The sequence below is a fragment of the Nocardia sp. NPDC051030 genome (assembly GCF_040683015.1).
GTDB lineage: Bacteria > Actinomycetota > Actinomycetes > Mycobacteriales > Mycobacteriaceae > Nocardia.
Genome location: NZ_JBFBCD010000005.1, coordinates 37,016 through 59,553, shown reverse-complemented (window position 1 = coordinate 59,553; position 22,538 = coordinate 37,016). Strand labels below are relative to the sequence as shown.

At 65.3% G+C, this 22,538-nt stretch carries 18 protein-coding genes, 1 pseudogene and 1 riboswitch; of the genes and pseudogenes, 8 read left to right on the top strand and 11 right to left on the bottom strand.

The features are described from left to right. Positions 1 to 640 precede the first annotated feature (640 nt). Positions 641 to 784, top strand: a pseudogene (locus tag AB0N05_RS17960) (IS3 family transposase); the annotation flags it as partial. Continuing rightward, entirely contained in the window at positions 739 to 1,854 is a 1,116-nt protein-coding gene (locus AB0N05_RS17955; protein WP_364694863.1) for an IS3 family transposase, read from the top strand. The pseudogene AB0N05_RS17960 and the gene AB0N05_RS17955, both read left to right, overlap by 46 nt. A 224-nt stretch (positions 1,855 to 2,078) precedes the next feature. On the opposite strand, the gene AB0N05_RS17950 is transcribed toward AB0N05_RS17955, so the two are convergent. The 4 genes from AB0N05_RS17950 to thiD form a co-directional block, all read right to left on the bottom strand. Further along, positions 2,079 to 3,986 carry a glycosyltransferase family 39 protein gene (locus AB0N05_RS17950; RefSeq protein ID WP_364696432.1) on the bottom strand — a complete coding sequence of 636 codons (1,908 nt, stop codon included), beginning with the start codon at positions 3,984 to 3,986 and terminating at the stop codon, positions 2,079 to 2,081. Between the two features lie 208 nt (positions 3,987 to 4,194). Further along, on the bottom strand, positions 4,195 to 5,454 hold the full coding sequence (locus AB0N05_RS17945; protein WP_364694861.1) for a bifunctional glycosyltransferase family 2/GtrA family protein: 1,260 nt from the start codon (positions 5,452 to 5,454) through the stop codon (positions 4,195 to 4,197). Positions 5,455 to 5,555: 101 nt separating this feature from the next. Next, positions 5,556 to 6,704 carry a hypothetical protein gene (locus AB0N05_RS17940; RefSeq protein WP_364694858.1) on the bottom strand — a complete coding sequence of 383 codons (1,149 nt, stop codon included), beginning with the start codon at positions 6,702 to 6,704 and terminating at the stop codon, positions 5,556 to 5,558. 65 nt (positions 6,705 to 6,769) lie between these two features. Beyond that, positions 6,770 to 7,618, bottom strand: a complete 849-nt coding sequence (gene thiD, locus AB0N05_RS17935) for a bifunctional hydroxymethylpyrimidine kinase/phosphomethylpyrimidine kinase (protein WP_364694855.1) — start codon at positions 7,616 to 7,618, stop codon at positions 6,770 to 6,772. A 103-nt stretch (positions 7,619 to 7,721) separates the two neighbouring features. Here thiD and AB0N05_RS17930 point away from each other — a divergent pair, with 103 nt between their 5' ends. Next, entirely contained in the window at positions 7,722 to 8,870 is a 1,149-nt protein-coding gene (locus AB0N05_RS17930; protein WP_364694852.1) for a GTP-binding protein, read from the top strand. A gap of 7 nt (positions 8,871 to 8,877) precedes the next feature. On the opposite strand, the gene AB0N05_RS17925 is transcribed toward AB0N05_RS17930, so the two are convergent. Further along, entirely contained in the window at positions 8,878 to 9,501 is a 624-nt protein-coding gene (locus AB0N05_RS17925) for an SDR family oxidoreductase (RefSeq protein ID WP_364694849.1), read from the bottom strand. Between the two features lie 174 nt (positions 9,502 to 9,675). On the opposite strand from AB0N05_RS17925, the gene AB0N05_RS17920 reads away from it, so the two are divergent. The 4 genes from AB0N05_RS17920 (at position 9,676) to AB0N05_RS17905 (ending at position 14,433) form a co-directional block, all read left to right on the top strand. Then, positions 9,676 to 10,326 (top strand): TetR/AcrR family transcriptional regulator, encoded by a 651-nt coding sequence (locus AB0N05_RS17920; RefSeq protein ID WP_364694846.1) that lies wholly within the window; start codon positions 9,676 to 9,678, stop codon positions 10,324 to 10,326. Positions 10,327 to 10,401: 75 nt separating this feature from the next. Beyond that, positions 10,402 to 10,510, top strand: a riboswitch (TPP riboswitch). Then, positions 10,504 to 12,165 (top strand): phosphomethylpyrimidine synthase ThiC, encoded by a 1,662-nt coding sequence (gene thiC, locus AB0N05_RS17915; RefSeq protein WP_364694843.1) that lies wholly within the window; start codon positions 10,504 to 10,506, stop codon positions 12,163 to 12,165. (Overlaps the previous riboswitch by 7 nt.) Positions 12,166 to 12,337: 172 nt before the next feature. Further along, a complete protein-coding gene (locus tag AB0N05_RS17910; RefSeq protein ID WP_364694840.1) occupies positions 12,338 to 14,035 on the top strand; it encodes a hypothetical protein in 1,698 nt (565 codons plus the stop codon). Positions 14,036 to 14,043: 8 nt separating this feature from the next. Then, the gene (locus tag AB0N05_RS17905; protein WP_364694837.1) at positions 14,044 to 14,433 is read left to right on the top strand and encodes a hypothetical protein; all 390 of its coding nucleotides are present in this window, start codon (positions 14,044 to 14,046) and stop codon (positions 14,431 to 14,433) included. A gap of 20 nt (positions 14,434 to 14,453) precedes the next feature. Here AB0N05_RS17905 and dmpI read toward each other — a convergent pair whose 3' ends face one another. From dmpI to AB0N05_RS17885, 4 genes are all read right to left on the bottom strand, one after another. Then, on the bottom strand, positions 14,454 to 14,756 hold the full coding sequence (gene dmpI / locus AB0N05_RS17900; protein WP_364694834.1) for a 4-oxalocrotonate tautomerase DmpI: 303 nt from the start codon (positions 14,754 to 14,756) through the stop codon (positions 14,454 to 14,456). Between the two features lie 33 nt (positions 14,757 to 14,789). Further along, positions 14,790 to 15,677, bottom strand: coding sequence for a LysR substrate-binding domain-containing protein (locus tag AB0N05_RS17895; protein WP_364694831.1), 888 nt, complete (start codon positions 15,675 to 15,677; stop codon positions 14,790 to 14,792). A 50-nt stretch (positions 15,678 to 15,727) separates the two neighbouring features. Further along, positions 15,728 to 16,135: a VOC family protein gene (locus AB0N05_RS17890; protein WP_364694828.1), complete on the bottom strand. Its 408-nt coding sequence runs from the start codon at positions 16,133 to 16,135 to the stop codon at positions 15,728 to 15,730. Between the two features lie 80 nt (positions 16,136 to 16,215). Continuing rightward, the gene (locus tag AB0N05_RS17885) at positions 16,216 to 17,634 is read right to left on the bottom strand and encodes a lipase family protein (RefSeq protein WP_364694825.1); all 1,419 of its coding nucleotides are present in this window, start codon (positions 17,632 to 17,634) and stop codon (positions 16,216 to 16,218) included. A gap of 79 nt (positions 17,635 to 17,713) precedes the next feature. Here AB0N05_RS17885 and AB0N05_RS17880 point away from each other — a divergent pair, with 79 nt between their 5' ends. Continuing rightward, positions 17,714 to 18,418 (top strand): TetR/AcrR family transcriptional regulator, encoded by a 705-nt coding sequence (locus AB0N05_RS17880; protein WP_364694822.1) that lies wholly within the window; start codon positions 17,714 to 17,716, stop codon positions 18,416 to 18,418. Between the two features lie 43 nt (positions 18,419 to 18,461). Here AB0N05_RS17880 and AB0N05_RS17875 read toward each other — a convergent pair whose 3' ends face one another. Both AB0N05_RS17875 and AB0N05_RS17870 read right to left on the bottom strand, forming a co-directional pair. Further along, positions 18,462 to 20,093 (bottom strand): MAC/perforin domain-containing protein, encoded by a 1,632-nt coding sequence (locus tag AB0N05_RS17875; protein WP_364694818.1) that lies wholly within the window; start codon positions 20,091 to 20,093, stop codon positions 18,462 to 18,464. A gap of 84 nt (positions 20,094 to 20,177) precedes the next feature. Continuing rightward, positions 20,178 to 22,442, bottom strand: coding sequence for an MMPL family transporter (locus AB0N05_RS17870; protein ID WP_364694815.1), 2,265 nt, complete (start codon positions 22,440 to 22,442; stop codon positions 20,178 to 20,180). Positions 22,443 to 22,538 lie beyond the last annotated feature (96 nt).

Here is a 22,538-nt window from a genome sequence, read left to right as displayed (position 1 = left end):
CCCGTGACGCCGACACCTCCTGTCGGCGGCACGGGCGTTGGTGTGTGCTGGGTCGGCTCGGCCTGCGGCCATCGCTGTCATTTACCGCACCGGTCAAAACCAGCGTCTCGGCCGCTCGTGCCTCCAGCGCACGGCAGTACGGATATCGCGTGGTCGCCTCGCCTGCTGTACCCGGCTTTGGCTCCCCAGCCCGGAGCCGTCATCTCTCGTTCCGGCCTGGCTGGAAGGTTGTGGTCCCGTTCCGGGACCAACAACCAAAGAACAAGAGAGACAAGAACAAAAGACACGAGCGCCTGGACGAGAAAGAGAAGAAAAGACTCGAGAAGCAAGACTCGAGACACTCCAGCCGGGGCCGGTGGTCACGGGCCAGGGCCGAGTATCAGCGTGTCGCGGCGTGTCGGCCCGGTCTGTTCATCGAGGGGGACATGAGCCGGGGTTTTGTCCGGTTAGACCAGCCTCATGTCCCCACTGAACGTGTTCTAGCCCGATATGCGCAGCGGTGGGGGACATTTGGGGCCTCCACGGCTGCTCGTTGGTCTGAGTCCCCCCGGTGAGTCCGGGGACTTCATCTTCTGTGAAGGATGGAGTCGTGTCGTCGAGGAAGAAGTACCCGGTCGAGCTGCGTGAGCGGGCGGTGCGGATGTATGCCGAGATCAGGGAGCAGCACGAGTCGGAATGGGCGGCAATGCGTGCGGTCGCCGAGCTGCTGGGAGTCGGAACACCGGAAACGGTCCGCAAGTGGATCCGGCAAGGACAGATCGATGTGGGGGTCCGCCCGGGCGTCACCACCGACGAGTCCGACGAGTTGAAGCGACTGCGGCGCGAGAACGCAGAACTCAAGCGCGCCAACGCAATTCTGAAATCGGCGTCGATTTTCTTCGCGGCCGAACTGGACCGGCCCCAGCGCTGACCGTCAAATACATCAGCGAACATCAGGGCCATCGTGTCGACGGTGGCCTGCGATGGGGTGTCGAGTCGATCTGCGCCGTGCTCACCGAGCTGGGCGTCAAGATCGCCCCATCGACCTATTACGAACACCGGAATCGGACCGCGACAGCGCGAGAGAACCGGGACGAGGAACTGAAGGTAATGATCGCGCGGGTGCACTCACAGAACTTCGGGGTCTACGGCGCGAGAAAGGTGTGGCTGCAACTGAATCGGGAACGAATCCGGGTCGCCCGCTGCACCGTGGAGCGATTGATGCGCGAGCTGGGACTGCGCGGGGCGGTGCGTGGGCGGGTCAAACGCACCACGATCGCCGATCCGGCCGCGGCGCGGCCGGCGGATCTGGTGCAACGAAGATTCGCGCCCGCGGCACCGAATCGGTTGTGGGTAGCCGACATAACCTATGTCCGGACGTGGTCTGGGTGGGTGTATGTCGCGTTCGTGATCGATGCTTATGCCCGTCGCATCCTGGGCTGGCGCACCGGCACGTCGATGAGCACCGCGTTGGTGCTCGATGCGATCGAGCACGCGATCTGGACCCGTGAACGTGACGGTTGGGACGTGAAAGATGTTGTGCACCATACCGATAGGGGGTCGCAATACACATCCATTGCGCTCAGCGAACGACTCGCCGACGCCGGGATCCAACCCTCGGTCGGGGCGGTCGGATCCTCCTACGACAACGCCCTGGCAGAGACGATCAACGGTCTCTACAAGACCGAACTGATCAAACCACGCGGTCCCTGGCGCACGGTCGATCACGTCGAGCTGGCCACCGCCGAATGGGTGGATTGGTTCAATCACCGGCGGCTCTATCAACACTGCGGTGACATGCCGCCCGCCGAGATGGAGACCGCCTACTACGCTCAACAACCAGCCCAGCAAACCGCTGAGCTGTCACACCCGTAAGTCTCCGGACTTACCGGGGGGATTCAGTCTTTGTTCTTGTCTTGTGTCTCTTGTTTTGTTTCTTCTTGTCCAGGCGCTCTTATCTCTTATCTCTTATCTCTGTCTTTGTCTCTTGTCTTTTGTCCGCCGACCAGACCACCGACTGAATCTGCTGCTACTGCAACGGGATCTCGAGACCGGGACACTAGTGGATGGTTTCCACCGTGGTCTTGGCTGCTGCTCTGTCAGGTGATCGGCGAGGTTAGGTCGTAGAGGGTGATGCCGTCCACCTCCTGCGAGGTGTAGCGGGCTTTCACCCACGCGGTGATCTGACTGCTCACGCTGTTCGAGCTCCGTTCGCGGCCGCCATCGCCCTGCTGGGTACTGGCGATGAAGTAGTGGATGTCGCCGTTCGCCACGTACTGCTGGAACTGTTCGAGGGTGGGGGACGGGTCGCTGCCGTTGAAGCCGCCTACCGGCATGACCGGGAGTTGGGTTGCGAGTTGGAATCCGGCTGCGCTGTTGGAGCTGACGGTCGCTGCTACCCAGGTGTACTCGGAGCCATTGCCTTCCAGGATTCCGGTCACGCGGTCGGTGGGTTTGCTGGCATTCATGAAACTGCCTGCTACGCCGCCCATCATGCCGCCGGTATCGCCGCCGCTGTGAGTGGTGGCACCGTTCTGGGTTCCGCCCGGTATGGTCGGCCGTCCGGCGTCGCCGCCGGGTCGTCCGCCGAAGCCGCCGCGCACACTCGGACCGGCCGAGGGCATCGGTCCCTCATGGGAGGTGACCAGGCCGTGCACGGTGTAGGCGACGGGTCCGGCGAGGCCTACCAGGAGTGCGGCCGCCGCAGCGGCGATGCTCGGCTTGCGGGGGAGCCGGATCAGCAGCGCCAGGGTGGTGAGGATGCCGCCGACCGGGATTGCCCAGCGCAGCCACGGCACGAAGGTGGTGGTGCGGGACAGCAGGATCCATGCGGTCGCGGTGGTGGCGCCGAGGGTCGTGGCGAGAGTGAGCCGCACCCACAGGCGTTCGCGTTCGCGCCACAGCATGACCGCTCCGGCACCGATCAGTGCGGCCACGGCCGGGGCCAGGGCGACCGTGTAATACGGGTGGAAGATGCCCTTCATGAAGCTGAATACCAGCCCGGTGCCGACCAGCCAGCCGCCCCACAGGATGAGTGCCGCCCGTCGTTCGTCGGTGCGATCGGCCTTGCCGCGCAGGAGGATTCCCACGCCGAACAAAAACAGTGCGGCGGGGATGAGCCAGGCGATCTGACCGCCCTGTGCGGCGTCGAAGAGTCGTCCTATGCCTGTGGAGCCCCACATGCCATTGCCGCCCGCGGGCAGTTCGCCGGTGGGCCCGACGCTGCCGCTCTCATTGCCATTGAGGCGGCCGAGGCCGTTGTAGCCGAGAGTCAGTTCGATGATCGAATTGTTCTGGGAGCCACCGAAATACGGACGGTCGGGGGTGGGCCACAGTTCTGCGATGAGTACCCACCAGCCCGCGCCCGCGATCATGCCCGCGCCTGCCGCGAACAGTTGCACAATGCGTTTGCCGAGTTTGGGCGGACCTGCGATCAGGTAGGTCAGCGCCAGCGCGGGTACCACCAGGAGCACCTGTAATTGCTTGGCCAGGAAGCCCAATCCGATGAACAGCCCGGTGAGCACCAGCCAGCGCCAGCGGCCGTCGGCCACCGCGCGGGTCATGGCCCAGGCTGCCGCGATCATGAGGAACACCAGCATGGCGTCCGGATTGTTGAACCGGAACATCACGGCCGCAATGGGAGTCAGGGCGAGGGTCAGTCCGGCGAGCAGTCCGGCCGCCGCACCGAAATTGCGGCGCACGGTCGCCCACAGCAGTGCCACCGAGGCGACGCCGAGCAGTGCCTGCGGCAGCAGCATGGCCCAGCTGGACAGCCCGAATACGCGGACGGACAGTTCCATCGGCCACAACGACAGCGGTGTCTTGTCCACCGTGATGGAGTTGGCTGCATCGGAGGAGCCGAAGAAGAAGGCCTTCCACGACACCGAACCGGCTTGCACCGCAGCGGAATAGAAGGAGTTCGCCCAGCCATTGGCGGAGAGGTTCCAGATGTAGGCGATGGCGGTGCCGATGAGCAATGCGGCCAGCGCTGGGAACTCCCAGCGCACCGATCGCGTGCGCGGCGGCTCCTCGGGAGGCGAAATCAGTCGGGTGCCGTCCAATGTCGCTGTCACGGTGTGTCTCCCGCCTGTTCTCGATCGGGTCTGCCGGGGTTGGCGGGTAGCGTCGTCCAGTCGGGAAGCTGTCCGTGCTCCGCGTGAGGCTCGGACTTCCGTTGCTGAGCCGTAATTGGCTGTGGCACAGTCGAGGTCGCTGTCATTGGTTGACTCCCTTCTGGTTATTGCGGTTCGTGTCGCTCGCGTGGCTCTGCCGGAATACCCAGCGCAGGCCGACGAAGCGGGCGAGGGTGGCGAGCAGGTTGGCGATCACCAGTACCGCGAGTTCCAGGTGCACGGCGGCTCCGGGGGCCCAATGGTGCAGGGTGAACAGCGATCCGCTGGTGAGTAGCAGGCCGAAGGCGAAGATCAGCAGGCCCTGGAAGTGGTGGGATACCGCCTCGTCCGAACCGCGCACGCCGAAGGTGAAGGCGCGGTTGGCGGCGGTATTGCCGATGGCGGTGACGAGCAGGGCCAGGAAATTGGCGGGCTGCGCGCCGAGTATCGGTTGCAGCACCAGGTAGAGCAGCAGGTAGGCGAGGGTCGATCCGATGCCGACAATGCCGAAGCGGACGAGCTGCCCGACCATGCCCAGCGGCACACCCTCCACGAGGGGTTCGCGCCCGATGGCCACGCGCAGTTCATTGATCGGCAGTCGGCCGGTGGTGAGCGCGCGCCCGACCCGCCAGATGCCGCGCAGATCCTTGCGTGCGGTGTCGACGATATCGACTCGGCTGTCCGGATCGTCGATCCAGTCGACCGGCACCTCGTGAATCCGCAGCCCGATCCGCTCGGCCAGCACCAGCAGTTCGGTGTCGAAGAACCATTCCCCGTCCTCGACGAGGGGCAGCACCAGTTTCGCCACCGGGCCGCGCATGGCCTTGAAACCGCATTGCGCGTCGGAGAACTTGGCTTGTAGCGAGGTGCGCAGGATGAGGTTGTAGCAGCGCGAGATGATCTCCCGCTTGGGTCCGCGCACCACCCGCGAGGAGGAGGCCAGCCGGGTGCCTATGGCCAGGTCCGAATGTCCGGAGACCAGCGGCGCGACCAGTGGCAGCAGCGCGTTCAGGTCGGTGGAGAGATCGACGTCCATGTATGCGAGGACCTGTGCGTCGGACTGCTGCCACACCTCGCTCAGCGCCCGCCCGCGGCCCTTGCGGTCCAGGTGCACGACGCGGACGCCGCTCAGCTGTCCCGCCAATTGCCGCGCGACGGCGAGAGTGCCGTCGGTGGAGGCATTGTCGGCGATGGTGATTCGCGCCGAGAACGGGAAGTTCAGGGTGAGGAAGGCGTGCAGCCTGCGCACGCACGGCCCGAGATCGACCTCTTCGTTGTAGACGGGAACGACCACGTCCACAATGGGCGCGGTCACGGCCTCTGCTGGTTCCGCCGCCCGGACGGCGGTCACGGTGTCGGTCATGATGACCAACCTCGGTGATCACACTGGGCCGGCCCTGCGGTGCAGCTGCGAGGTTCCTGTGAGCGGTTGCCGGGGCCGCCGCCCCGGTCCCGCCGATCGGCCTACATGAATGAGGATTCCCTGGTCAGGCCCAGGGATTCGTCGCCGCCGGTGATGATGGGCTGGCAGTTGCCGTAGCCGACCGCGCCGGTGGAATCGGTGACCCGCACGACCGTGTCCCGGATCTGATGCAGCCGCCGCGCGGCGTCATGGGTGCTGCAATCGGGGATGCGTTCGCCGTCCAGATGCAGGCCCGGCCCGCGCCAGGAGCCGTGATGCTGCCCGTCGAGGCCGAAGTAGAGGCCCGCGCCCAGGTGAAAACCGGTGTCGGACACGGCTTCCAGGGTGAGCGTGCGTTCCTTGCCGTCCTCGGTCGTGGCCAGGATCTCGCCGCCGCGCAGCCGCCGGTTCACCGGATCGAAGGACAGGTCGGGGACGAGATCCTTCCACTTCTCCAGCCAGCCGTGATCGTGTTCGACGCCGCCCATGACGGTCTTACTGAAATAGCCGTCCATCTGGATGATCTGGTAGTGCAGGTGCAGTCCATAGCGAGAGCCGTCGGGGCGCGTCATGAGGATCGGGGCCCAGATCATCCGGAAGGAGACCTCCTCGGGGAGGTCCATCGATTCCACATCGGGCATGGGCAGGCCGACGTCGTAGCGGACACCCCAGGAGTGGTCGCGCGTCGAGACCCAATCCTCGAATTCAGTACGCACGCCGTCGATTTCGACCCAGCCGGAGGCGGTGCCGATCTGGTGATAGCGCACCAGGTCCGACATCACCCGGTACCCGCGCCGCATATGGGTGCGGTCCTCCATTTGCGCGGGCAGGGCCGCCTCGAACAGCCAGTCGAAAGCGATTGGCTGGCAGTCGTTCTCATCGAGCCGGAAACGAATCTTGCGCATGGGCTCGACGATCTCGTAGTGGATCGGCCCGACCGTCAGCGCTTCGGGCTCCGGCGCGAGGGTGCGACTGCCGCGCACGGTGATCTGCTCGACGCCCCGGGAGATTCCGGCATAGCCGTCGAGCACATTGCGATTCTTGTACTGCCCCAGGCCGAAACCGAGTTGTCGGGAGCCGTCCGGCGCGCACGCCATGGCGCACACCTTCTCGGTCCAGGCCAGGTCGCTGGTGGCGACCGTGGCGACGGTATCGGCGATCTGATGGTTGAAGCCTTCGTCGGCGGGGCCGAGCGGTCCGATCGGGTTCACGCACCCGGCTTAACACCGGGCGTTCCCGGCCGTCGAGGGGCGGTCCCGGCCAGCGGGTCGCGCACTTACGGGCTGACGTGCAACCGCCACAGCGGGGACACCGGTCCGTGGCCCGCGCCCAGATCGTAGGAGGCCTCCAGGCAGCGGAAGGTCCACTCCTTGGCGAAGGCCACCGCGTCCGGGACCGAATACCCGTGTGCGAGTGCGCAACAGATGGACGCGGCCAGGGTATCGCCGCCGCCGTGATCATTGCCGGTGGCAATGCGCGGGGCGGGAAGCTCATGGAAGGTTTCGCCGTCGAACAGCAGGTCGGTGCTCTGCTCCGAGGTCCGCAGATGTCCGCCCTTGACGATGGCCCACTGCGCGCCGAGCCCGTGCAACGCCTCGGCGGCCTGTCTCGCGCTCTTGTCGTCGGTGACCTCGATGCCGGTGATCAGCCGCACCTCGTCGAGGTTGGGTGTGACCACGGTGGCGAGCGGAATCAGGGTGTGCCGCACCGCATCCAGGGCCTCGGCGTGGAGCAGCGGATCGCCGTGCATGGAGGCCGCGACCGGGTCCACGACCAAGGGGATACTCCCGCCGCGTCCGATGCCGACCTCCCGGCATACGCCCGCGACCGCCTCGATAATGGCGGTGGAGGCCAGCATGCCGGTCTTGGCGGCCCCGATGCCGATATCGCTCACCACGGTTCGCACCTGGTCGGCCACGATCTGCGGCGGAATTTCGTGAAAACCGCTGACGCCCAGGGTGTTCTGCACGGTCACCGCGGCGACGGCCACGCAGGCGTGCACGCCGCACAGCGCCATGGTGCGGGAGTCGGCCTGGATGCCCGCGCCGCCGCCGGAGTCGGTGCCCGCGATGGTGAGGGCGCGGACGGGCGTCTGGCCGTTGGGGGTGAGCGGCAGGAGATTCACGGTGCCTATCTTGCCCTCCGCTTCGCTCCGGGCGGGTTCGCGGCCCCGAACCATTGGCCGATGCCGATTGCCTCCCGTTAATGGTAATCGTTATCATTAACGGGTGACTTCAACCCAACCCCGGCCCCAGCTGCCCGTGACCGTGCTCTCCGGCTTCCTGGGCGCGGGCAAGACCACCCTGCTCAACCACATCCTCGCCAATCGCGAGGGCCGCCGCGTCGCGGTCATCGTGAACGATATGAGCGAGGTGAATATCGACGCCGCGCTCGTCGCCGGACAGGGTCACCTGGACCGGACCGAGGAGAAACTGGTCGAGCTCACCAATGGCTGCATCTGCTGCACCCTGCGCGAGGACCTCATCGAATCGGTCGGGAAACTGGCCCGCGAAGGCCGCTTCGACCACCTTGTCATCGAATCCACCGGCATCTCTGAACCCATGCCCGTGGCCGCCACCTTCGAATGGGAATTCGAGGACGGCTTCACACTGGGCGAGATCGCCCGACTGGACACCATGGTGACCGTCGTCGACGCTTCCACTTTCCTCGTCGAAGTGGTGAAGGGGCAGGCCCTCGCCGAGCGGAATATGCAAGCGGCGGAAGGGGATGCGCGCACCATCGCCGATCTGCTCATCGATCAGGTCGAATTCGCCAATGTGCTGATCATCAATAAGACCGACCTGGTGAGCGCGAATGCGGCCGGGACAGTGGAGGCCACCATCCGGCGGCTCAATCCCACGGCGCGCATCGTGCATGCCGCGCACGGCGTGGTCGAGCTGTCCGAAGTACTGGGCACCGGCCGCTACAACCCGGATCTCGCCGCCCAATTCGACGGCTGGGACGAGGAGCTCGCGGGCGGCCATACCCCGGAAACCGAGGAATACGGCATCAGCAGCCTGACCTTCACCGCTGACCGGCCGTTCCATCCCGAGCGACTGGAATCCGCACTGGCGCAACTGCAAAGGCTCCTGCGCAGCAAGGGTTTCTTCTGGCTGGCGACTCGTCCCGGCCTGGCGGCCATCTGGTCGCAGGCCGGACCGAATCTGACGTTCGAAGCGGGCGCGTACTGGTCGGCGCTGGATTTGCCGCCGGGCCAGGAGATCGTCTTCATCGGTGTGAAGCTGGACCGCCCCCACGTCCGTGACCTCCTGAACTCCGCCCTCCTCACCGATGCCGAACTTGCTGCCGGACCGGCGGCGTGGGCGGAGTATCCAGATCCGTTCCCGTCCTGGGGAACTGCGCACGAGCACGCGTGAGACCGGCTCAATTCGAGATGCCGGGGGTGCGGCGCAGGTAGGTGGTGTCGGTGAGCTGTTCCAGGATGAAGGCGGCGATATCGGCGCGGGCGATCTTCAGGGAGAGGCCTTTCGCGTCGGGGGCGACATTGCGCTGGAACTTTCCGGTGGCCGGGCCGTCGGTGAAGGCGCTGGGGCGCACGATGGTCCAGTCCAGGTTGCTGGCCTTCACGTAGTCCTCCTGGACCACGTGGTCGGCGTAGGCCTGGCGCAGGAGCATGCCGAAGAAGACGTACTTCCACAGGAAGTTCAGGTTCGCCCGGCTGTCGCCGACACCCAGGGTGGACTGGACGATCAGGCGTTTCACGCCGGTTCGCTGCATGGCCTCCATGACCGTGCGGGTGCCCTCGGCGCGCACGATGCCCTTGCGGCCCGCGCCGAGTGTCACGATCACGGCGTCCTGGCCGCTGACCGTGCGCTCCACGACGCCGGGGTCGAGGACATCGCCGACGATCAGGCGCAGGCGCTCGTGCTGAATGGGCATATTGGCCGCGGCCCGGGTGAGGGCGGTGACCTCGTGCCCGGCCTCGAGGGCCTGCGCGACGACCTGGCGTCCGATGGTGCCGGTGGCTCCGAAGATTGCGATTCTCATTGCTTTCACCTCGTGTAATTCGTTGTGCTGAAGGTGAATCAAGTACATCAACGGCGAGCCTCACGAACCATCGTCATGCGTCTCGCGGACATGCGAGAGGCTCCACACGTAATCGGCCCGCTCCCGGAGGGCGTATCGGAACAGATCGTTCCGTTCAAGTGCTATTCTGAAATCATGAGCAAGACCGCCGAAACCCCAGCTCAGCGCGCACTGCCCGGTCGCAAGGCGCAAGCTGCCCGCAATGACGAAATCATCCTGTCTGCGGCGCGGGAGGTTTTCCTGGCCGAACCCAAAGCGCCCATCGCGGCTGTCGCCGAGCGGGCGGGGGTGGGGATCAGTGCGTTGTATCGCCGCTATTCGAGTAAAGACGTTCTGCTGCGCACCCTCTGCTATGACGGGCTGCGTCGATACAACGCCGAAGCCGAAGCGGCACTACAGGATTCGGATGATTGGCAGGTGCTCGTCGACTTCCTGCAACGCGTGGTGGACGCCGACGTGCACTCGCTCACCGTGCATCTGGCGGGCACGTTCACGCCCGATGACTCGATCCTGCCGGAGGTGATGCGCTCGGCCGAGTTGAATGAGGAGATCATTCGCCGGGCGCGCGAATCGGGTCGCCTGCGCGATGGCGTCACGACGCAGGATCTGGGGCTGATCCTCGAATCCTGTGCGGCCATTTCACTTCCCGATCCGCAGCGTGCCGCAAAGCTGCGCCGCCGGATCCTCGCCCTGCTCATCGACGGTTTGGCCGTGCCGGGGGAGCTGCCGGGCCCTCCTCCCGCACCGAACGAATTCGCGCACCGATGGCAGCCGCACGGCCGCTGACTTCCATATATCTTTCCCGGGCTGAAGCAACCAGGCGTCGCTGATCGCGGGTGGCAGGTAAGGTCGGCGGCGGTAATTCATGCCAACGGGGGCTCGCACCAGCGGGCTGAGAGGACGGCTAGGGCCGTCGACCGTATGAACCTGACCGGGTAATGCCGGCGTAGGGAGGATTCACAGATGACGTCCAAGCGTGCCACCGGGACCTCCGCACCCGTAGACACCGTGACCACCGGTCCCATTCAGGGCAGCGTCAAACACTACGAGCAGATCGACGCCGACGGCGTGACGCTGCGCGTTCCGGTGCGGCGGGTCAACCTCACCAATGGTGAGCATTTCGATCTGTACGACACGTCCGGCCCGTACACCGACGACACCGCGGTGATCGATCTCGAGGCCGGTCTACCCAGGACCCGCGACTCCTGGACCAAGCCGGATGTGCCGGGTCCGCGCACGCAGCTGGCGTGGGCGCGCGCGGGAATCATCACCCCGGAAATGCGTTTCATCGCCGCCCGCGAAGGCGTGGAGCCGGAGCTGGTGCGCGACGAGGTGGCCGCGGGCCGCGCGGTGATTCCGGCCAATCACAATCACCCCGAATCCGAGCCGATGATCATCGGCAAGAAGTTCCTGGTGAAGATCAACGCCAATATCGGCAATTCGGCCGTGAGCTCCTCCATTGCCGAGGAGGTCGAGAAGATGGTGTGGGCCACCCGCTGGGGCGCCGACAACATCATGGACCTGTCCACCGGCAAGAACATTCACGAAACCCGCGAGTGGATCCTGCGCAACTCCCCGGTCCCGGTCGGCACCGTGCCGATCTATCAGGCCCTGGAGAAGGTGAACGGCGATCCCACCCAGCTCACCTGGGAGATCTACCGCGACACCGTGATCGAGCAGGCCGAGCAGGGCGTCGACTACATGACCGTGCACGCGGGCGTGCTGCTGCGCTACGTGCCGCTGACCGCCAAGCGCGTGACCGGCATCGTCTCGCGCGGCGGCTCCATCATGGCGGCCTGGTGCCTGGCCCACCATCAGGAATCGTTCCTGTACACCAACTTCCGCGAACTCTGCGAGATCCTGGCCAAGTACGACATCACCTTCTCCCTGGGTGACGGCCTGCGCCCCGGCTCCATCGCCGACGCCAATGACGAGGCCCAGTTCGCCGAACTGCGCACCCTCGGCGAGCTCACCAAAATCGCGAAATCCTATGGCGTGCAGGTGATGATCGAAGGCCCCGGCCACGTGCCCATGCACAAGATCGTGGAAAACGTGCGCCTCGAAGAAGAACTCTGCGAGGAAGCCCCCTTCTACACCCTGGGCCCGCTCGCCACCGATATCGCACCGGCGTACGACCACATCACCTCCGCCATCGGCGCATCCATCATTGCGCAGGCGGGCACGGCCATGCTCTGCTACGTCACCCCCAAGGAACACCTGGGCCTGCCCAACCGCGATGACGTGAAGGTCGGCGTGATCACCTACAAGATCGCCGCCCACTCCGCCGATCTGGCCAAGCAGCATCCGCACGCCCAGGACCGAGACGACGCACTCTCCAAGGCGCGCTTCGAATTCCGCTGGCACGACCAGTTCAACCTGTCCCTGGACCCGGACACGGCTCGTGAGTACCACGACGAGACCCTCCCGGCCGAACCCGCCAAGACCGCCCACTTCTGCTCCATGTGCGGCCCCAAGTTCTGCTCCATGCGCATCTCCGCGGACGTCCGCGAATACGCCGAAAAGCAGGGTCTCACCGATGTGGCCGCCATCGAAGCGGGCATGGCGGAGAAATCCGCCGAATTCGCGCAAACCGGAAATCAGGTCTACCTTCCGGTCGTTTCCTAGCAAATCGGTTCGTGCGTGCGTCTTTCCGGGCGCACGCACGAATATCGAATAGTTCTGCCGAAATCCCCACCCGGCGTTCCTGGGCATTGCTACCGTTGATCTCGCAGTGCCCGGTGACCATAGGGGGAACAATGGGCGACGCCAGCGCAGCTATCCGGGGGGCCGGGCCGATATGACGCAGCCGAACCCCGCAGCAGCCGATGAAGCCACTCGATATCTGGCCTCGGCCGTACATCTCGACGATCGATTGGCCGACGATCTGATCGGCGAATTCCTCACCGAACCCCGCCGCGCCATTCCGCCTTCGCCGGGCGTCAATTCGGAAGTCGTACTGCGCGAGGCGGTAACGGCCCGCGCGCGGCGGGTGCTGGTCGCGGCGGTCGTGCTGGCGCTGCTGGGAACGTTGGTCGGCATCGGCTCGTACCTCGTCGTGGCCTGGCTGGCCTCGGCACTCGCCTGGCGGCTGAGCTCGGTCGTGGTCACCGTGGGCGCCACCTGGATGCTCCGCAATATCGAGACGCCGCCGCAGTTTCCGCGCTGGCTGCACTGGTGGCTGACCTACCTGCTGTGGGGCTCCGTCACCTGGGTCTTCCTCATCGTGGCATTGAGTCCCCTGCTGGTCTCGGGCCAGCGCACCTCCGCCGATCCGAGCGAGCTGCTGTTCGCCCTGTCCCTCATCGTGCAGGCGCTCATCTTCGGTGTCCTGCTGACCGAGAAGCTGATGCGGCAGCATGTGGTCGACCAGTGGTACCGCTTCGGAAACTATGTGCCCGGAACCCCGCCGCGCGATACCGTCGTGCGTTCCTGCGGCCCCTATGCGAATCGGTTGCGGCGTTTCGCCGAGGCGGACGCCCGCACGGGTCAGCACAGTCCCGCCGAATTCGTGGTATTCCGTGGCTTGAATCCTTTCGTGGGCGCGGGGATTCATCTGGAGAAGTGGTCGTGGTCGACAACTCTCGAGCTGTATCCGGCGGACCCGGGGGCAAACGGCGGGGTGCCCACCTTCACTCCGATGGAATTACAGGATTTCGTCACCAAAGACCTGATGGCACTGCGCGAAACGTCGACGCTCACGCCCGGCTGGCGCTTCTCCGACCTGCATATCGCCCATTGGGCGCTACTCGACTCGGGTCACCTGTTGCACTATCCGGATGCCGCGCCTTTGCTCCAGCAACTGGAGGCGGGCATGAATCCGCAGATGCTGCCGGAGTATTGGGCCGGACTGATGAACAGTTCACCCGAATGGTTGCGCTACTTCCGGTGCTACCGGGTGGAGGGTTGGGAGCGGCAGCTGGCGGTGTCCACCTTCCTGCACGTCGGCTGTCAGCAGCGCACGCTCATGCTGGAATGCCAGTCGTTCGTACTGCCGCCGATCGATCCGGCCTACCGCACCGTCGACCGGCGGCGGCTGCCGGTGCTGCCGGAGTTATGGCAGACCCTATGCGAATTCGCCTTGCTGCCCACCACCATTCCCGCCCGGATCGGCACGATCTGGCGGTGGCTGCGCGATCAGGCGCGCGTCGGCGGCAGCGCGTGGCGCTCACCGGGTGAGGCCGCGATCGCCTTCGGCGCGGAGTGCAGCGTCCGGGAACTCGGCTCGGGCGATGCCTTCAATAACTTCTTCGAGGTCACCGACAAGGAACGGTATCTGCTCATCCTGCGCGAGCGGATCTTCGACGCCGTGAGCCGGTTCCTCACCGAGAAGGGCATCTCCACAACGGATTTCGAGCGCTCGGTGACGCAGATCAGCAATGCCACGTACATCAACAACTCGAATGTCGTCGCCAATAATATCGGCGGCTCGAACAATCGCGGCGTCATGAACGGTGCCACCATGCCGGTCTCGAGCCCCGCCGCACCGAGCAGGTAGGAGTGATCATGCCGGAGAACACACCGGGCGGAACCCACATCAACGGCGGCAATATCGTCGCAGGGAATATCGGGGGGAGCGGAAATTCGAGCGTATTCAAGGGTCCGGTGAGTCAGACCGTCGGAGCCGAGTCCGACGCTCTCGCAACGGCTTTGACAGATCTGCGGAGTGAACTGGCCGCACTGCGCGCCGTGCTGCCCGCCACGCCCGGCCCGGACGCCCACCCGGATGAGGTGGGCGAACTGATCGAGGACCTGGAGGGTCCACAACCGAATGTGGGCCGGGCCGTGAGCAAATGGGGCCGGTTGGTGCACCGCATCCCCGAATCACTGCGCACCCTGGACGGCATAACGCGCATAGTGACCCTGTTCGGGCAGGTCCAAGACCTCGCGAGCTAGCCCGAACGCCGGGCGAGCGCCTATTTCTTGTCGGCGGTGAGGGTGCCGCCGATGGCCCAGCTGTCGGTGGGGGTTTCCTGAATCCAGACCTGGACCGCTTCGGCGGGGATCTGGAGGGCGTCGACGAAGGCGTCGGTGAGGCGGCGGACCAGGTCGCGCTTCTGCTCGATGGTGCGGGGGCCCTGCTGAACGGTGACGATGGGCATGGGGGAGCTCCTTCGGTGAATTGGTGAATTTGATTGGGCGCCAATCGGTTTCCGGCTTCGGTTACCGGTTGTTCGGCGGCCTGTGAATAGTTCACCGCACTCGAGGGCTCGGACCAATGGGCAGTGCGTTCCCGCAGCGATAAGGAATGCTTATCGTGATTCGGCGAGCAGGGCCGCGAGGAGTTTCAGGTTCGGGGAGGCGGCGTCGGCGCGGACCGCGAGGGCGATCGGGAGGCTCATGCCCGGATCGGCGAAGGGGCGGAAGGCGATTCGCGGGTTCTGTACCAGGCGGGCATTGGATGCGTAGACCACGGTCCACATGGGGGTGCCGGAGCCGATGATCGCCAGATTGTCCTGGAGGTTGGCGGAGGCGGGGCCGGGGACCGGCTCGAAACCCGCACGCTGACAAGCGGTCAGGACCAGATCGACCAGGGCCGGATGATTGCGGCGTTCGGTCAGGCGCAGGGGGACCGACGCCAGGTCGGCGAGCCGGATCGAGTCCTGTGCGGCGAGGGGGTGCCGGGCGGGCAGGGCCACCACCAGCGGATCCGACCAGACCGGCAGGAAATCCAGGTCGGGACTCTCCGCCGGTTCGGGCGATCGGAGGAAGGCGGCGTCGAGTCCGCCGTCGCCGACCTGCCGTAGTCGCTCGGACACCGGCAGTGCGATCAGCTCGACCCGGACATTCGGTGCGCGGTCGGCGAACCCGTCCAAGACGGCGTCCAGGCGCTCACCCAAGCCGGTGACCGTGCCCAGGCGGAATACCTCGGCCCGGCCGCCCGCCAAGTCCGCGACCGAGGCGCGCGCCTGATCCGCGGCCGCCAGCACGGCGCGCGCGGCCGGGAGGAAACGCAGCCCGGCCTCGGTGAGCAGCACCTTGCGCGGGGAACGATCCAGCAGCTGGACCTTCAGCTCCCGTTCCAGGCGCTGCACCTGCTGGCTGACCGCGGGCTGCGCGATATGCAGGCGTTCCGCGGCCCGGCCGAAGTGCAGTTCCTCGGCCACGGTCACGAAATAGCGCAGTTGGCGCAGTTCCACAGCGGGGACTCCTCGATATACCGACGGTGTCCGTGGAACCTACGCCCGGATCAGGGACGGGTGGAAATCTGCTGCACCGCCCAGCTATTGCCGTCCGGATCATCGAAGAACAGAAATCCGACATTGTCGAGAGGATCCGGTTCGGAGGGGGAGCTCGGAGCCACCAGCTGGATCTCGCTGACTTCCACACCGCGCGCGACCAGCTCGGCCCGCGCCTGCTTCAGGTCGGGGACCACCAATTGCAGGCCCTTCAGATATCCGGGTTCCATCTTGGGTACCACGCCCTCTCCGATCACGACGGAGCAGCCGGACCCGGGTGGTGTCAGCTGTACGACGCGCATGCCATCGCCGATCCGGGTGTCGTGATCGACAGTGAATCCGAGCTGATTGCTGTAGAAATCCTTGGCCCGATCGATATCCGAGACCGGGACGACGACCACTTCGAGAGTCCAGTGCATGAGGATCTCCTACCGGAAGGTGTTCGGATATCCATGCAGACGGTGCGGCGTGGCGAAAGTAATCGCCACGCCGCACGGCACTACCGCTCCTGCGGGCCGATGGGCCAGCCCAGCGCACCGAAGGTGGCGTTCAGGCTGATCTCGGTTTGCGTCGCGAGCGCGTCCAGGTTCGCGAGCATGGTGACCACATTGTCGGTGCGGCAGCCGACCGGATCGCCCGCGCCGGGAGCCAGGCGGGATTTGATCCAGTTGAAGGCGTCGGCCATGCCGAGCGTGGTCAGGGTGAGGTGTTCGCTGAGGTGATCGCGCTTGTAGTAGACGGACGTGCCGCCGTCACACCACTGCTGGACCATCCGGTCGTTGGTGTACCAGGGCACTGCCTCGTCGTAGACGCCTTGGTAGACCATGGTCGGCGCGGTCGGCGGATTGCTGCCCAGCACAGTCGAATCGAAGACCTCCTTGACCTCCGGCAACGCCAGGAAATCGGCGATCGGAATGGTCATCAGACGCTGATAGTCGGTGAACATCAGGTTCAGCACATTGCGCACCAGGCACTGGTTGGCTGTGCGATCCATGACCGCCTTGCCCTCCGGCGTCAGATAGCGCTCGGTGGCCTCCGCGAACTTCGGATACGCATTGCGCAGTGAGGCGATGCCGACGCCGATCAGGCTCGCGAACATCGAACCATTCACGTGCAGCAGCGATTCCACGTCCGAGACGGGCGCGCCCATGGCGATGCCCTTGATATTCAGCTCCGGTGCGTAGGTCGGCTGCATCTCGGCCGCCCAGCCGCTGCCCATGCCGCCGCCCGAGTAACCCCACAGGGCCACGGGCGTATTCGCCCCGTCCAGGCCGAGCGGTTCGAATGCCTCGGCGGCGCGCACGCTGTCGAGAATCATGTAGCCGGGTTCCTTGGCGACCGCGAGATGACCGTAAAGGCCTTCGTAATCAGGAACATTGATGGCGTAACCCTGGCTGATCGAGGCCGCCAGCTCCAGGTACTCGACCGTGGAGTGGATGCCCTCCAGCGCGGGCAGCCCGCCACCCTGTTGCAGCACATACGAGGGCGCGCAATTGGGTGAGGTGCTGTCGTAGAAGAACTGGTGCGAGACCAGCGGCCGGCTGTGCGAGGTGTTCGCGCCCATGGGCACCGCCACCGTGGTGGCCGCGACGGTCGGCTGCCCGAACAGATCGGTGGTGCGATAGAGCAGCTGCCAGGACCGCACATGCACCGGCAGCACGGTGAGCACCGCGAGTTGCACTTCCCGCGTGCGCAGAATCGCGCCCGGCGCAGCGTCTTCGAAGCCGTCCGGAGCGCTGTAGAACGGGTCCACATTCAGCGGCTGCGGGGCGGCGGCGGCCGGGACAGGCGACACAGCTCCCCCGAGCAGCACGGCCGCGGAAGCCGTCAGAGCCGTCGCGAGGGCGGCCGCGGTGAACCGCCGCCATCCCCGTCGTCGGCGATCCCCATTGATTGCCACGTCTGTTCCCTTCCTCATCGACGTGACGATGATTACAACATGGCATACTGTTATCAACAAGATGTCTTTCTGAAACAGGCGCGGCTATTGTGCTGGCATGCCCCGCAGCAAATCCGCCGCGGCGCCCGATCGGCTGGGTTCGACGAACAGTTCGCCCGCGCCCGCGCGGCGCCGGATCCGCGGCCTCGACGCCGACGAGCGCAGCGCCCAGCGCCGCCGTCAGTTGCTCGCCGCCGCCACCGAACTCTTTGCCCGCCAGAGCTATTCGGGCACCTCGATCGAACAGATCTGCCAGCACGCGTATGTCGGCACCAAAGGCTTCTACGATCACTTCGAGAGCAAGGAAGCCTGCTACACCGCGCTGCTGGAACAGATCACCCAGCAGATCCAGCAACGGGTCGCGGACGCCGCGGTCGAGCATGCGGAAGCCGAATGGCCGCAACGCCTGCGCGCCATTCTCGCCGCCTTCGTGCACGCCATCGCCGACGATCCGCGCCTGGCCAAGGTCACCTTCGGCGAAGCGGGCGGCATCTCACCCGCGGTGGAAGCCCAGCGCCGCAGTAATCGCCGCTGGTCGGCCGATTTCCTCGATCATCAATGGCGGCAAGGCGATTCCACGCCGGACCCGCGCAGCCTGGCCCTCGCGCTGGCCACCATCGGCGGCATGTTCGAACTCATCGCCGACTGGCTGCATCATCACGACGATGGCGGACAGCCGGACTCGGTGGAGACGCTGGTCGGGGATCTCACCAATTTCGCGGAGGTCGTCGAGGCCGGTCGCACGGCCCGCGCCAAGCAGTAAATGCGGGCCGCCCTTTCGAATCGGCCCGCACCCTTCTGAGCGACTAGCGCCTACCGGGCTTGTGCGGCTTGGGTTCCGGCTTGTGCGGGTGATGTTCGGACTCCTGCGGCGGCAGGGCCAGCGAGCCGACGACATGCGTCTTGCTGAGTGAGGTCGAGGTGCGCCCGTAGGTCAGGCCGACGGCCGAGGCATTCATATTGAACATGTACGGCTCCTGTAGCCAATCGCTGGACGAGTAGACCGCCTGGAGCAGCTCCAGCGCGAATCCCGGTGCCGCGCCCTGCCTTCCGAGCACGATGTAGCAGGCCGAGCCGCCCTTGTCCGGGTAGCCGATGAACTTCTTCCAGCCCGACATGGTCGCGCCGATGCTGATCAGCCAGTTCTGGAAGTCCTGCGACGGATAGTTCAGCAGGTCGACGGCGAACCCGCTCACCGCGGCGAGGTAGCCCTTGCGGCCGACGGTATTGATATCGGCCATCATCGCCTTGTAGATCGACGGGTCCGGGGACAGCGAATTGGGCTGGTACTTCTGGTAGTACAGGTGCACCATGATCTGCTCGAAGGTGACCGGGTCGTACAGCGCGAGCTGGTATCCGCCGACCGGGGCCACGACTCCGGGGGATACGACCGTGGGCGCGGGCGGATCCACCGCCGGGTTCGGAATCGCCACATCGCCATTGGTGATGATGCCGAACGAGGTGCTGACCTGACCGCCGCCCGGCGCCTTGTTCGGGGTGTAATCCGTTGCGGCATAGGCCAGGATCGCGCCATTGGTGTAGGCCTCCAGCGCGTTCGCGACCGCGATCGCCTGGTCCCCGGAGAACAGCACGTTCAGCGGCCGCAGCGAGAACTCGACGACCGACGGGTTCTTCATGACCGCCGACGACCAGGCGTCGAAGATCCCGACATCGGAATCGCCGTAGCCGGGATTGAGCGCGTCCAGGATCGAGTTGTCACCACCCGTGGCGCTCACCGTCACCAGGCGGCTGTCCGCCCAGGTCTTGGTGAGTTGCTCCCACTCCGTCTGCGATTCGGCCTTGCCGGAGGTGAAGACGGCCTTGTACTCGAGTTTGATGTTCGCGCTGATCTGAGACTGATCGGACGAGAACGACTTCTGCACCGCCTCGTAGTAGTCGAGGCTGCCGCCGACCACCACTTGACCCACGAAATGCGTTCCCCACTTGCGGAAGAAGGCATAGAACTGTTCTTGATTCTGCGGCGTGAAGGTCGACGGCAGGTTCTGCACATCCGGATCGTCGCGGAAATCGGGAGTGAGCCATTGGCTGGAGGTGTGGTTGAGATTCAACTCCCAGGCGGTGAAATCGGCTTCGTAAATTCCGTAATAGTATGACTGGTCGGTTTGAACAGTGGAACTGTAAGCGATATTGAATTGCCCGCTGAACGCGCCGTAAGACGTTTGTACTCCGGCCTTCTGCGAGAAATGCGACTGGAACTGCTCCACCGTGTTGTAGACATACGACGAGCCCGTGGTGTTGGTGTACTCCAGCGGGGTCGCGTTGTCCGGCACCTGGTAGGTGATGCCGGTCGGCGGATATTCCCAGCTCTTGTTGTCGTCACCGAGATTAACTATTTGTGGCATCAATGATCGAGTGCTGTATGTGCCGAGGATGTTGAAACCGCGTCCGATCGCGCCGGAACCGGGTATCAGCGACATGGTGTGTTCCTTCCGTTGCCGTCCCCGGATCAAGGGTACGACCATCGGTAAGAACAAATGTGCGCAATAACCTGATAGGCGAATCTATTTGGTAAGCGCGTGCTCCGGAATATTTGCGGCGGACGAATTTTCGGCAGGCGCTTCTTCAAGACCGATCCGTTTGTGCAGAGCGGCAAGCGGTTTGGGAGCCCACCAATTACCGGTGCTCATCATGCGCATGAGAGCCGGTGCGAGCAGGCCGCGAATAATGGTGGCGTCGGAGATGACCGCCAGGGCCAGGCCGATGCCGAACAGCTTCATCGGGGCCACCTGTGAGGTCGCCACGGCCAGCAGCACCACCGCCATCAAACCGGCTGCGGCGGTGAAGATCCGGCCGGTGCGGGCCACGCCGAGCGCCACCGAACGGGTATTGGCCTCCGGGGTGCGGTCCGAGGCCAGCCACTCCTCGCGAATCCGCGAGAGCAGGAAGACCTCGTAGTCCATGGACATGCCGAAGGCCAGGCAGAACATGAGAATCGGCATGAACAGATCGATGCTGCCGGTCGGCGTGAACCCGAGCAGTCCCGACAGATGCCCCTGCTCGAAGATCCAGATCATGGCGCCGAAGGTGGCGGTCAGCGACAGCATGTTCAGGATGAGCGCCTTGATCGGCAGCACCACGCTGCCGGTGAACAGGAACAGCAGAATCAGCGTGATGATCGCGATCAGCGCGCCCGCCAAGGGAAGTCGTTTGATCACCGAATCCATGGTGTCCTCGTTCAGCGCCGCGGCACCACCGAACTTCGCCGCCACGGGCGCGGGCACCGCACGCAGGGCGGACAGCTGGTCCTTACCCTCCTGCGAATACGGGGTCAGCTTGGTGCCGACGGACAGGTACGCGCCATTCGGCCCGGACATCTGTGGCACCCCGGGAGCCATTTTCGCCCCGTTCACGTACACGCCGTCACTCGATAGCACCGCTGGAACGCCCGGCACCTTCGAGAGTTCGGTGGCGTACGCGCCGATCTCCTTGGTGGGGCCGGTGAATCCGGGCAGCACGATCACCGAACTGGACGCCATATCGGCGTTGAAATCCGAGCGCAGCGCATCGCCGACCTGCCGGGCCGAGGCGAACGTGCCGATCACCCGATCGTCCGGCGTGCCGAAATGCGCCGTCAGGAACGGGGATCCGAGCAGCAGCAGAACCAGGGTCGTTATCAGCGCGACCGGGCCGGGACGATTCATGACCGCGGTGACCAGGCGATACCAGGCGCTGTCCTCGGCCCGCTTCGGCGTCGGCTCGCCGCGACCGAGCAAGCGGCGCAAGGGTTTGCGCAGATCCCAGGCATTCACCCGATCCCCGAGCAGTATGAGCGCGGCGGGCAGCAACAGCACCGAAGCGCCCACGGCCGCCGCCACCACCGCGACACCGGCATAGGCGAAGGACTTGAAGAACGGCTGCGGGAACACCGCGAGCGCCGCGAGAGCCAGGGCCACGGTGAGCCCGGAGAACACCACGGTGCGCCCGGCGGTCTGCACCGAGCGCAGGATCGCGGCCCGGGTGTCGCGCCCCTCGTTCAACTCCTCGCGGTACCGGCTGACGATGAAAAGGCTGTAGTCGATGGCCAGGGCCAGCCCCAGCGCGCTGGTCATATTGAGCGCGAAGATCGACACGTCCATGACCGTGGTCAGCAGCCGCAGAATGCCCAGCGTCGCCGCGATGGCGAACAGGCCCACGCCCAACGGCAGCGCGGCCGCGATCAGGCTGCCGAACACCAGCGCCAGCAGGATGCCGGACACCGGCACCGCAATGGCCTCGGCCAGGATGAGGTCCTTCTCGACCTGATGATTGATATTCGCGAAGGTTCCGGCCATGCCGCCGACCCGCACCTGCACGCCGTCCCGGTCGCCGTTCAGCTCGTCGCTGAGGGTGTTGGCCCGGGTCTGCACCTCGGTATCGGTGCCGGTGACGGTGGCCAGGATGAGGCCGCGTTTGCTGTCCTTGCTGCGCAGCGCCGACGATAAGTCGCCGCGGTCGGCGGAGGTGGTCCAATACGACTGCACGCCGGTGATGCCGGAGTCGTGGGTGAGCTGATCGGTGATGCGCTGTGCCTCGGCCCGCGCCTGCGGACTGTTCACGCCGTCCTCGGCGGTGAGCATGACGAGGAAGTTCGGATTGCCGCCGGGGAAGTTCTCGGTGATGAAGTCATTGGCCTGCACCGACTCCAGCTCACCGGTCAGGTAGCCGCCGCCGACCATGTGTGACTTGGCGGTGGCACCGAAGCCGCCGCAGACGATCATGAGCAATAGTGCGGTCACCAGGACGGCGCGCGGGCGCGCCATGGCGAACCGGGCAAGACTGGTCAGCATCGTTGCGCACCCTTCGAAGTCCCTAGACTTCGGAACGGTAGCGTTCCTGATCCGCCGCCCGGTACGGACAGTGATCATGGTCATGGCCATGTGATC